The organism is uncultured Roseibium sp. (assembly GCF_947494555.1).
Taxonomy (GTDB): domain Bacteria; phylum Pseudomonadota; class Alphaproteobacteria; order Rhizobiales; family Stappiaceae; genus Roseibium.
Window position 1 is genome coordinate 501,745 of the sequence record NZ_CANLVF010000006.1, and the last position, 11,269, is coordinate 513,013.

General features: G+C 54.1%; 9 protein-coding genes and 1 tRNA gene. 5 read left to right on the plus strand and 5 right to left on the minus strand.

Going from position 1 to position 11,269, the window contains the following annotated elements; translation table 11 throughout:
* Position 1 precedes the first annotated feature (1 nt).
* The gene (locus Q0915_RS27275; RefSeq protein ID WP_299482201.1) at positions 2–214 is read right to left on the minus strand and encodes a DUF1656 domain-containing protein; all 213 of its coding nucleotides are present in this window, start codon (positions 212–214) and stop codon (positions 2–4) included.
* 14 nt (positions 215–228) lie between these two features.
* Complete coding sequence (locus tag Q0915_RS27280) at positions 229–2,403, minus strand: FUSC family protein (RefSeq protein ID WP_299482199.1); 2,175 nt, start codon at positions 2,401–2,403, stop codon at positions 229–231.
* 274 nt (positions 2,404–2,677) lie between these two features.
* Here Q0915_RS27280 and Q0915_RS27285 point away from each other — a divergent pair, with 274 nt between their 5' ends.
* The gene (locus tag Q0915_RS27285) at positions 2,678–2,983 is read left to right on the plus strand and encodes a hypothetical protein (RefSeq protein ID WP_299482197.1); all 306 of its coding nucleotides are present in this window, start codon (positions 2,678–2,680) and stop codon (positions 2,981–2,983) included.
* A gap of 50 nt (positions 2,984–3,033) precedes the next feature.
* Here Q0915_RS27285 and Q0915_RS27290 read toward each other — a convergent pair whose 3' ends face one another.
* A complete protein-coding gene (locus Q0915_RS27290; protein ID WP_299482195.1) occupies positions 3,034–4,113 on the minus strand; it encodes a GTP-binding protein in 1,080 nt (359 codons plus the stop codon).
* Positions 4,106–5,764 (minus strand): amidohydrolase, encoded by a 1,659-nt coding sequence (locus Q0915_RS27295; protein ID WP_299482192.1) that lies wholly within the window; start codon positions 5,762–5,764, stop codon positions 4,106–4,108. Before Q0915_RS27295 ends, Q0915_RS27290 begins: the two co-directional genes overlap by 8 nt.
* A 921-nt stretch (positions 5,765–6,685) precedes the next feature.
* On the opposite strand from Q0915_RS27295, the gene Q0915_RS27300 reads away from it, so the two are divergent.
* The 4 genes from Q0915_RS27300 (at position 6,686) to Q0915_RS32140 (ending at position 10,855) form a co-directional block, all read left to right on the plus strand.
* Positions 6,686–6,922, plus strand: coding sequence for a hypothetical protein (locus Q0915_RS27300; protein ID WP_299482189.1), 237 nt, complete (start codon positions 6,686–6,688; stop codon positions 6,920–6,922).
* Between the two features lie 430 nt (positions 6,923–7,352).
* A complete protein-coding gene (locus tag Q0915_RS27305; protein ID WP_299482186.1) occupies positions 7,353–8,444 on the plus strand; it encodes a hypothetical protein in 1,092 nt (363 codons plus the stop codon).
* 139 nt (positions 8,445–8,583) lie between these two features.
* Entirely contained in the window at positions 8,584–8,901 is a 318-nt protein-coding gene (locus Q0915_RS27310; protein ID WP_299482183.1) for a hypothetical protein, read from the plus strand.
* A gap of 154 nt (positions 8,902–9,055) precedes the next feature.
* A complete protein-coding gene (locus tag Q0915_RS32140) occupies positions 9,056–10,855 on the plus strand; it encodes a recombinase family protein (protein WP_366525347.1) in 1,800 nt (599 codons plus the stop codon).
* On the opposite strand, the gene Q0915_RS27320 is transcribed toward Q0915_RS32140, so the two are convergent.
* Positions 10,812–10,888, minus strand: a tRNA-Met gene (locus Q0915_RS27320). The two genes, Q0915_RS32140 and Q0915_RS27320, sit on opposite strands and share 44 nt — an antisense overlap.
* Between the last annotated feature and the right edge of the window lie 381 nt (positions 10,889–11,269).

The following is an 11,269-nucleotide window of genomic DNA, read 5'->3' on the forward strand; positions in this document are numbered from 1 at the left end:
ATCAAGCCGGGATCAGAAAGGTGCCGATAATCGTGGAATAGATCGCAACAATGGCGACAAAAACCAAAGCTGGCTGCGCGACAAACCGTGACAAGCGGTAACGGTTCAATACCCTGGCCGTGATCATTGCCAAGATGACAGCCAGAAAGACGGCAACCAGCGTAGGCGAGAGATATACGCCGAAAAAGTTGAACTCGCTGGGAATTGGAAGCATCCTTCACCTCGATGTCAAAAGCGTGACTCACGCAGCTGTGGCCAATCGATCATAGCGGCGCGCCGCGTATAACCCAGAACGCCTTCGGCAACGCCGCGATAGGCGCCGAGAATACGATACATTCTTCCATAATCCGCCGGTTCCAGTGCTGCATCCTCGGTCTCGTTCAAGACCGTTTCAATCTTGTCTTCAAGCGAGGCCATGCCGCTGCGCAGCCGTTTTTCCAGATCAGTTGCGGCAATAGCTCCGGGGTCGGAGACGAGCTCCGAAGCGACACCTGCCACGGCAAGACGCCAATCCCGAAAGGCAGACCTTCCACGGTCGGCGAGTGGTGCTGCTTGCGGCAATTGCCGGGCATCAACAAACTCGAGCACACGGCTGCTCAAAGCTTCAAGGCTAGCGGCAATCTGAAGCGTATCCTGTTCGTGTCCGTGGGTCTTCGCCGCGTCGGGAATTGCCGCAAGCCAGGGAACGAGTTTGCCGGGAATGGTATCGATCTCCGACAGATGATGTCGGAGCAGCAGTCTTCTGAGCCAGCCTGGCGGACTTGCGTCATAGGACAAGCTGTTTCGCAAGACGAAGTCGGAACTTGCGAAGAAACGTTTTATCAGAGCTTCCGTCCGGCGTTCGGGCCGCAGGGAAATCGGGAAATAGCGCGTCATCTCGATGATGGTGAGCACACAAAACAGGCCGATGGCCATGACCGCGAAAAACAGAAAGCTGTATTGTTGATGGTTGTCGGTCTGCAAACCGACGAGAAACAGATTGAGTCCTGCGAAGCGCAAAACCATCTGCTCGGGCTTGTCCGTGTAGTAGGCAATGAGAAAGGCGGTCGCAAAAATCAGAAGCGCAAGTTGCCAGAACGTCGTCAACGACGGCAACGCGACAATGTGTACAACGCCAACCAAAACGATCAGCACCAACGCCACCACCATTAACAGCGAAACGGACGCCTGCGGTTTCGTGACGAGACTCATTGCAATGGAGACGCCGATCGGGATGACGATCGCTTCATTCGGAAACCCGGGAATGAAGAACACGCACAGGACGGCGCTAAGAAAAATAACCTGAACGCGAACCAACGCAATCCACATGTCCGAGTTAAGAAGATGGATCGGTGACGGCACCAATTTGTGGTCCTTCGCGGCTGTCCTTGCTTTCGGCGCTGAAGGCTCACGCAGAGCCAACATGTGATCCTGCAAGCGCGCCGCAATTCTCAAGCCACGGTTTGCGTTGTTGAGCGCGACCGACATCGCGGCCCGTTCGAAATGGGTCTTGCCGGCAAGCGCCTGATCCCAGGAGGGCAGCTGCAATGCCTGGTTCCCGGGTCTCGGGGAGCGGCCGGTCAGCATGGCCTCCACATCGCTCAGTCGCGCATCTGTTTCGAGTATCGCGTCGCGCAGCAGCTGCACTTCATCCGTTTTGTTCTGGTCTTTGACGTCATGGACTTCTAGGCAGAGGCGTTGCAGCACCCGGTCGAGGGCCGCCATATTCGCCAATATGAGGCGCCAGCTCTCGCGGTTGTCCCGTACATCGAAACTGTCGATCACCGCCGCATCAAACAAGCTCTCAACCACTGCCTGCTGTTCTGCGGCCTCAATGCGCAGTTTGGGAACATCTTCCAACGCTTGCTTTCCATCAAGCAAATCCAGCGACGCCGAGAGCAAGCGCTTATGCAGGAGGATGGATTTGCGAAGGCCGTCTTCAAACAACTGGCGGCTGCTTACCGGCCACAAGATGGCATAGACCAGGCTGAAGCAAAGAATCCCCAGAACCGTCTGCTGCGCGCGCAAAATAAAAACCGTGAAGTCGTTCACGGGATTATCGCCACCGCCAACGACAAGGATCGGGACCACAAAAGCAGCCGTTTGCCAAAAATACGGGCGCGACGTCACGAACATCATGTAGCAGCAAATCGCCAGCCAGCCAGCGACACCGGCTACAAACAGCCAACGCTCTTGCCCAAAAAACGCCAGCAGGAGAATAGAAACCACGATCGCTAGGGTGGTGCCACCGAGGCGAAGCAAGCCCTTGTAGATGGATTCTCCGAAACTGGTCAGCGAACAGGCGACAATTGCGATGCCCGCCCAATAGGGCTTGTCCCAATCGTTTGCCAGCGCGATCCAGTACGCCAACACGAGTGCCAATGCGAGCTTGAAGGCAGACTGAACTCTCAAATAATCTGTCAAATTTCCAAGTCCATTTGCCAGCCATTCACCAACGCCAAAAGATTTGCAGGCCGCCAGCCTTTTCGACCAACACTGCATCACAACGCGGCGCAAAATGGAAGTTCAGACGCGCTTTAGTCAGCTATCCGAACAAGCCTTACACATGCCCTGAGAAGTTGGTAGTTTTTGCGGGTTGGCCCATAGCTTGAGCGGAAGAATTGGACATCGTTTTTTGGTCAACACCCATCATTGGCGATTAGCCTCAGGGTTGGATAAAGGAGAATGGAGGCCAACAATGGCACATCGATCCATACTTGTTGTCGACGTAACCCCGGGAAAGCGCGACGAGGCGATAAAAGCCTTCATCGACCGGGGCATCATCAGCGAATGCGCTGACGCGATCCCGGCTTTTGTGTCCGGTCGCGTCTGGGCGTCCGACATCAACCCCGACCGACTGAACGTGGAATGCGATTGGTCAGAGGAGCAGGGTTGGCATGACTGGATCGCCAGTCCCGTGCGCGCGAAACAAATGGAGGATCTCGGTCACTACGTTGCGAAAGTCGTTCAATCCGAAGTCTTCGCTCCTGTAGACATCACTTGAGGGAGCAAAGAGGCGTGGCGATAGCATCGTCAGTGCTCCTTTACTGTGTTTCAGTCTTCCACACAGTCTTTCAGTTCCGCCAGCAACCTGTCTCGATCCAGCGCACCATGCGGACCAATAAATACGAGGCTGGTACGGCGTTCCTCTTTAGGCCACATATTGTCTTGTGCCAATGACCAGCGCCTGCCGACACGCTGAAAGATCGTTCTGCGGTCAGGAGCCTGCGCCAGGCTGACAAATCCTTTGGCCCGCATAATGTTGTCCGGCAGATCAGACAAAAATGCACGAACTGCTGCTTCGTCCAATGGTTCACCAATTTCGATGCTCACGCTTTCGAAGCCGTGACCTATGGTGCCTTGGCTGCCGTGATCAATCGTTGCATTCACGATGTCATGTTCCGCGCCGATGCCCAAAACCACTTCTGTTGGTACGCTGCCTTCCACGGATTTCAGAACAGTTTTTTTCGGAAACTGCCGCTCCAACCAGTCTTGAGCGGCGGCGCGACCGGTATGATCAACGAGATCGGTTTTGCTCAGCAGGATCATATCCGCTGACGACATTTGATCATTGAACAGATGCCGCGTTACCGGGTCCGCGGCCCGGTCCGGGAGCGTTTCGGCGTCCACCACTGTGAGGATGCCGTCAAGCCGGATAGACCCATTTGCGAGCGCGATCTGACCAATAGCGCCGGGGTCGGCGACACCGCTGGTTTCGAGAATGACAGCATCAGGTCGGTCATCCCTCTGGGTAATCTCGACCAGTGATTTCGACAAATCGCTCGAGACTGCACAGCAAGCACAGCCATTGGTCAAATTAATCGTATCGTCTGTCTGGTCCGCGATGAGCGCCGCATCAATGTTGATTTTGCCGAAATCATTGACAAGCACCACCAAACGGCGCCCTCCAGGATCTGATAGCAACCGGTTGAGCAAGGTCGTCTTGCCAGCACCAAGAAAGCCGCCAATGATAGTCAGAGGCAAGGAGCGCTCCGGTGCTGCTAATGTCCGCGGCATCGACATGGCTGCAAAGATCAAACCAGCCATGGTTTGACGCTGCTCCAATGCATGCATCAGTGGGTCTTTCGCCTGGAGATCGAAAGAACTGTCGGGCCGTGCTGTGTTGTCAGTCATTCGGCGCCTCGATAATTCTTCCGCCCAATACCGTTCCCCAAATCGGAATGTCCTTGATGGTCTCGGGAGCGACTTCCAGCGGATCTGCCTCAAGAACACAGAAATCAGCGAACTTGCCCACCTCTAGGCTGCCGATTTCGTTCTCCAGATTGAGAATGTAGGCGGCATCAATCGTGACAGCGCGCAAGGCGCGTTCAACACCGATTTTCTCGTGCTCAGCCACGACGGTTTTCTCATCCTCAGCGAGCCTGGTCACAGCGGCATAGACCGCCGTGAGCGGGTGCATCGGCACGACCACCTGCGGATAGTCCGAATGTAGGGCGAAGATCACGCCTTCTCGCTCGAGTGTGGCCAGTCTGGCTTCCGTTTGCGCACGGTCGGGGCCATACGCATTTTCAGAGTGCAGAAGCGCCCGGAAATGCGAAAAGTAGTTGTTCACACTGGCAATACCACCCAAGGCTTTTAGCCGCCGAGCCTGCATCGGGTTACTCATTGCGTAATGTTCGATGGTGAACCTGTGGTCGAAGCGGGGATGCTCCACCTGAAGTCGCGCGAGCAAGTCAAGCGTGAAATCAACCGCCTGATCACCATTTGCATGGCAATGGATTTGATGTCCCCCTTTCCAATAGGGCAGCATCCCCTCATAGGTCGCATCATTTGGAAAACCATTGCCTCCGTCGAGGTAGCCCGGGAAATTGACGAGCGACCCCATGAGCGGAAAGGAGCCGTCACTGAGGAATTTCACACCTCGGATGAACAGGTTTTCCTTGTCATGTTTGGCGAGATCCCAAACTGCATCGGACGCCTTGTCCCCATGTGCGCCCACGAAGGACATGGCATGTGGCTTTAGGCAGAAGCGGACCGGTAGCTCTGGGTCTTCTGTTGCTGCCAAATGATCGTGAAGCTCAGCGTCGATGTTCATGACACCAAACATCAAGTCGGCAATGGTTGTGATGCCGGCTTTGAGGGCGATACCTCCAAAAAACTTGAGCCCATCGACACCGCCAAGCTTTGCGATCAGTGGCAAGATTGGTTGAATGGCAAGCGAAACGCCTTCCACCTCGGTGAAAACGCCATTGAGGCGTCCGTCCGGATATTGAAGAATGTGCGTTGGGTTTGCCCCGTCCGGCACTTTCGCCATTTCAATGGCCGCCGAGTTCAGGTAGGCGAAGTGCGGGGCAAAACCCAATATAAAGATGGGTCGGGTGGCCGTGATCTTGTCGAGAGTGTCGCGATCGATCGAACCGCCCTGGTTCGCGGGATCGAAGCCCCAAGCAACGATCGGCTCGCCTTCTTTCTTGGTCTTGTCGAGTTCGCCAAGGTATTCAATGACGTCATCATACTTTGGATGGGCCGGGTTCATGCCATTCAAACCAGGCCAGGGCAGCGGACCGATGTAGTCTACGGCCATGAAACCGGCCGACATCCAGCAATGAGAATGCGGCTCGATCAAACCGGGAAGAACGACCTTATCCTTGAGGGTGTCATCGACTGTCACCTCGTATCGCGACAACCACGGCTGCATTGTTTCCATGGTGCCGAGCGAAAGAATGCGACCGTTTAAAACAGCGACAGCGTCCACAATTGGGCGTCCAGGGTCCATGGTGCGGAATTTCTTTGCCGTAAAGACCGTGACTTTTTCCTTGGGCATTCTTCACTCCTGTGTCCGGTAGTGCTCAGGCTCTGGACGCTGAAAAACATATGGCTTTTGCAGCCTAGCGAGAAACACGACGTGTGAAACCTATTAAAGTGTCCGCAGCCTCGCCACAGCTCGCTGGAAGCGCGGAAGAATTGGACATCGTTTTTGAACATGACAGCTCACGCGGAAGCGTTCTCCGAACGTCCGGCGCAAAGATCTAAGACAGTGCTTGGCTGGCATTGGCATTCATGTGACGCCAAACCCGATCCCTTCGGACATAAGGATGATGAAGGAGACACGGGCTCTGACTGAAATCCGTCGCGAGCAAGGCGACGCGGTGTGAATCAAGCTGCCAGCGACCTGGATAGACGTGTCGCAAGTTACGCTTTTTCGATTCTGATCCATAGTTTTGCGATTCAAAGCAAGTGTTTGGCGTTACAGCGAGAAACGCCGTTCCCAAGACTTGCAATTCAATTGATTGAGCAGGCGTTACATGGGCGAACGGTGTTCCATTGAACCAGCCACACCATCAATTCGGAAATAATTTCCGCGAATTGCGGTACCAACACGAATAGACGTCAGCAGGCATTTGCCGATATTGGCCGCGGTCTGGAGGAATTGCCAAATATGGGACGTGAAAAGACTTCCCGCTTATGCGATCCAATTGCGAAAAGCTGAGATTCATCGACCCTAGTTGTAGTGAAGATTCCGGCCCACAATTCACTTTCGCCTCATTCGGAATGAATGGCAGCTTTCGGGATCTGGTCCCAACTTGCTGAATGGCCGACATGCCAATGCCGAGCCGCCAGTCGGTCCAACTGACGGTATGGCTGCGTGCCTCAGCAGGCGAACTGAAGATCTCGTTTGAGAAAGTACAGTGAGCAATCTACGATCCAGTGATCGCTTCAAAGCACGCATGGAAGTTCAAAAAACATGGCCAATGAGAGGGACGTCAAAGAACCGCTAGACACTGAAGTAGTTGCGGTTCCCGCAGGACGGAACAAAACCACCACGAACAAGGTAGATGCAACAGAGCAATGGTTGGACGATTTCACGGAACGGATGATGCATCCGGGCCAAGAGGAGGAGCAGTTCTTTGCCCGTCGCAGAGAACTTGGGCTTGGTGCTGGTCTCGATAAGCACGGCAAGTTGGTGAAATCGAAAAGCTGATAAGGCGTAAAAAAATCTTTCTTAGGCCTAGGTTTCATCAGTGGCGTCACTGTTAACGATTGTTAATTTGGGGGATAAGGATTCGCACAAGGATTCAACAGTGCGCGCGCTCGTTCTTCGCGAATCCTTGCGCCATTTCGGATGCATGCTTTCCTGGTCATTGCATTCCCTCACTTTGAGCTCAAATAGCACCAAAAAATGAATCCTTGCGGAGGGCTTGTCGGCCCAATTCGCTGTAAGGATTCGTCGACGCGAGCGTGAGATGGTCTCGCGAGATCAAAAGTCTTTATATTATTGTAAAATATGACTTATTCAAAATCAGAATCCGTTCTCCAAGAACGAAGGCAGTTGTTTTCAAGATCACGATGATGAGCTATTGCCTGGATTGAAACGGCTAAAAACCAGCCGCCAACAAGCCAGGAGATTGAAGGTGAAAACAGAAAATCGCGCAGTCAATTTTGAAGAATTATCCAGTGATGCCAGGGCACGCATTGAAGCAATCAGCAAGGACATTCTTCGTCTCGGTAAGAAAGATACCGAAGCAACATTTACACTTGGCGCTCTGCTCGAAGAAGCGTCCGAACTCATCGATGACGAAAAAGCCTGCGACGGCTGGCTGATTTCTCAGCTCGGGATTACGAGCCGGCATGGACGTACACTGAGGGCAGTGCACCGAAATCTGTCGCCATACAAAGCCAAGTGTGTCGACTGCGGTGTGACGCCAACGAACCTTTACAAACTTGCGCATGCCGACGCTGAAAGCGTTGAAGCGGTCTTGAAGCTTTATGAAGACGGAGAGAGACCGCTCGGCAAAGATGTCGACGTCATCGTCAAACGCAAAGCCGAAGGAGATGAGACTGAATTGCCGGTGGAAGACCTCCCCGGCCTGAATGGCCTAGCCAAATACGCCGCTCAAGAACAGCGATCGCGGGTCGCGCGTTTGAAGAACCTGCTGCAACAGATCCTGCTGCACATCGTTGAAGCGTATGAACCGAAGTTGCGCGACAGAGCCGTCATCAAAAGTCACCTTCGCGAAAAAATTCGATTGCCGTGCGAAGAAGCCTACGAGCTTCTTAACGTCATGATCGGCGTGTTGCGTCGCCACCATCATGGGCAAGAAGCGATCGGACAACTTGCGCTCGACAAGCCGGACAATGACGGCGGCTGGACACGATTGCTGGGGTTACTTCGAACACTGCAATATGTTGAAGACGTCTCGTCTAAGTCGCTGCCTGACTACCTGATCAACACGGCAATCCCGCAAATGAAATGGTCGCTCAAACTTCAGGACGAAGACATTGACAACTTGTTCAAAGCGGCCGCGGAAAAGAACAATCCACCAGCTTCGAATGACACAAAGCCCAAGCCGCATCTCGAAAAGGCCAATGACGATGAGCCTGCTGGAGAGAGCGGTGCTGCGAAGGGGCCAAGCAAAGCGCCTGATGAAGCAGCGACAAAAGCTGCTGCTGAGCAATTCAGACTTCCGGACTTCATGTTGAGAAAGGCGAATAACGCCGCCTAGGTCGGAGACGCGCTGGTGAACAAGAACCACCTCTGATCCCTTTTGGGTTTCTTCAGGACCAGGGTGCGCGTGCCGGAAATAATCTCCGGCACCTGGCCCTGCCCCCTGTCGATAATCAATGACGAACACAGGAATTCAAATGACTGCACGCCCTTCTTACAAACAGCGCCTGGCTCAGAAAGCCGAACGGCAACGTGACTATCGTCAACGCTTAAAGGCACGAAGACGCCCATCGCGGGCTGACATCTCCATCACACTCTTCCACTGGCTCACACAGCGAACCGCTCGCAAAGGAAACTGGAAAGTTTTCGACAGGATGATGGACACGGTGAGAGACAGACTTGTCGACCGCGGATTTGATAAAGCAGAAACCGAACAGGCAATCGACGCTCTCGTCGAGAAAATCGAAAACGGCTGGGAGTTCCAACGCAAGCCAGAGTTCGAAGACAATGAGTAACGGCGTTCTCTGTTCGTGTAACTCGTCCCCACGTTACTCCCTGGAACGGCGTGGCCGCATGAATCGCAAATTTCAACCGCGAAAAAACCCCGCGGACAACCAGAAACCAATCTGGCAAAACTGATCACAAAAATCCCAGTAGGACCTCGGACGCATGACCAAGACAGCCATCATCTATGCCCGGTATTCCGACGAAAAACAGAACGAACAAACCATCGAAGCGCAGATCAGCGCATGCCAGGAATATGCGAAGCGGCAAGGTTGGACTGTCGGCAATGTGTTTTCCGACTATTCGACGACGGGTTCGTATTTCAAGAAGCGCCCGGGAATTCACAAGTTCCTGGAACGCGCCAAACGCGGTGACATCCATGTCGCCATCTGCACGGCAACGGACAGGCTGTCGCGCGACGGCGAACACTCGCACCATATCCTCAAGGCCCTGACGCATCACGGCGTCGAGTTGCATACCAGCCAGTCCGGCAAGGTCGACACGCTGGAATTTGGCATCCGGGCCGCGATCGCGGAGGACTATCTCAAACAGACGGCCGCCAAGACGCGGGACGGTATGCGTTATACCGTTGGGCAAGGTCGATTGGCTGGTGGCCTCTCCTACGGCTACAAGGTTAAACAAATTCACGACGCCAACGGAGACCGTATCCCCGGCTACCGTGAGATCGTTCCTGAGCAAGCGAATATCATTCGGCGGATCTTCGAAGACTATGCGAACGGAAAGTCTCCGCAAAAAATTGCAACAGAACTGAACGAGGAAGGCATCCCCGGCCCTCGCGGTAAATTCTGGCGCGACACCGCCATACGCGGTCACATCGGTCGAGGAACCGGCATACTCAACAATGAACTCTATCTCGGACGTATTGTCTGGAATCGGCAGAAGTTCTCAAAAGACCCGGAAACGGAGACGCGCAAGGCCCGATTGAATGACAAGGACCAATGGGTCCACGGCAAGATCGAAGAACTGGAAATCGTACCCGTCGATCTTTGGAACAGGGTCAAGGAACGGCAAAACGCCGTGAATGCGACTTACAACGAGAGCCTGACAAACCCGCTGAACGCCAAGCAACGACCCAAATACCTGCTCAGCAGGCGTCTGGAATGTGCGGAGTGTGGCGGCCCATACGCCATCATGGCGAAAGAGCGATACGGCTGCACCAATCATAAGAAGAAACTTGGCTGCCAGAATTCTCGAACCATCACCCGTCAGAACCTTGAACAGCGCGTCCTAAAGGCATTTCCCCGTTCTATGTTTTCGATCACCAATCTGAACGACCTCACGGACAAGGTGAACAGGCAACGCAAGGCATCGGCGACGAACCAGTCTGGCGAGCGCGCCGCGCTCGAACGCGAAGTTTTGAAAGTTGAAAAGAAAATCCAAAATACAGCAGAAGCAATCGCGATCGGTGCTGGTGCCGGACTGGCAACCCTGACCCAAATGCTTGGGTCACTTGAGAGTCAGAAGACAGCCCTTGAAAAACAGTTGCAACACCTGATCAGCGCAGACACCGAGGTGGAATTACTCTCGGAAGCCGTCGTTACAAAGGTGATGGTGGCAGCCCTTGAGACTATGGCGACGATGGACATGTCGAAGGTCGACCCTCAATATCGGGATCCGTTCTTCTCTCTGATCCAGAAGATGATCCAGAAGGTCATCATCGCACCCAACCCCATCAAGGGTGTCGACCTTATGATCCATGGTCGTCTGGCTACAATCCTGGCGACCCTCGAGGCATGGCACGCAGAAGAAGCCAACCTGACTGAGAAATACAAACAGGAATATCTGGAGAAGTGTGCCGCCGGAACACTGAAGACCGATGAGGAGGAGGCGGCGTTTATAGAGCGTGTAAACACCGAGCTTGAATCAAAAAGGCGCTCATTCGAGCGCCTTCAAGTTTCGGTGGTTGCGGGAGCAGGATTTGAACCTGCGACCTTCAGGTTATGAGCCTGACGAGCTACCGGACTGCTCCATCCCGCGTTATTTTTGCGTGCTCGGGAACCGAGGTTTCCGGCGAGGGCTTTGTTTGCCCGGTCATTTTTGCTTTGCGCGTCCTCGATCCTTTCGGATCTGCGGGCGTCGCGTGGGCTGCTCCATCTGGGGCATGCCCTGGAATTTTGTTGCCTTGGATGCTGCGCTGTTAAGGGACACGAGTTCCGAAGCGCAGCGAAGGCAAGCGCGCGCCGGCCACTTTTGGCCGCCCCAAAAAACCTGGATTTGGGAGGCCAGGGCGAAGCCCGATGCGGCCGTGAGCGCTATGTTGAAGAGTTTCAAACTGCGATTAGCAGGCCTGGCGGCGACCTACTCTCCCACACCTTAAGATGCAGTACCATTGGCGCTGGGGAGTTTCACGGCCGAGTT

Excerpts from the sequence above, each read along its gene's own strand:
- Q0915_RS27275 (WP_299482201.1), bottom strand. The coding sequence starts at position 214 with ATGCTTCCAATTCCCAGCGAGTTCAACTTTTTCGGCGTATATCTCTCG.
- Q0915_RS27285 (WP_299482197.1), top strand. The coding sequence starts at position 2,678 with ATGGCACATCGATCCATACTTGTTGTCGACGTAACCCCGGGAAAGCGC.
- Q0915_RS27290 (WP_299482195.1), bottom strand. The coding sequence starts at position 4,113 with ATGACTGACAACACAGCACGGCCCGACAGTTCTTTCGATCTCCAGGCG.
- Q0915_RS27295 (WP_299482192.1), bottom strand. The coding sequence starts at position 5,764 with ATGCCCAAGGAAAAAGTCACGGTCTTTACGGCAAAGAAATTCCGCACC.
- Q0915_RS27300 (WP_299482189.1), top strand. The coding sequence starts at position 6,686 with ATGGCCAATGAGAGGGACGTCAAAGAACCGCTAGACACTGAAGTAGTT.
- Q0915_RS27310 (WP_299482183.1), top strand. The coding sequence starts at position 8,584 with ATGACTGCACGCCCTTCTTACAAACAGCGCCTGGCTCAGAAAGCCGAA.
- Q0915_RS32140 (WP_366525347.1), top strand. The coding sequence starts at position 9,056 with ATGACCAAGACAGCCATCATCTATGCCCGGTATTCCGACGAAAAACAG.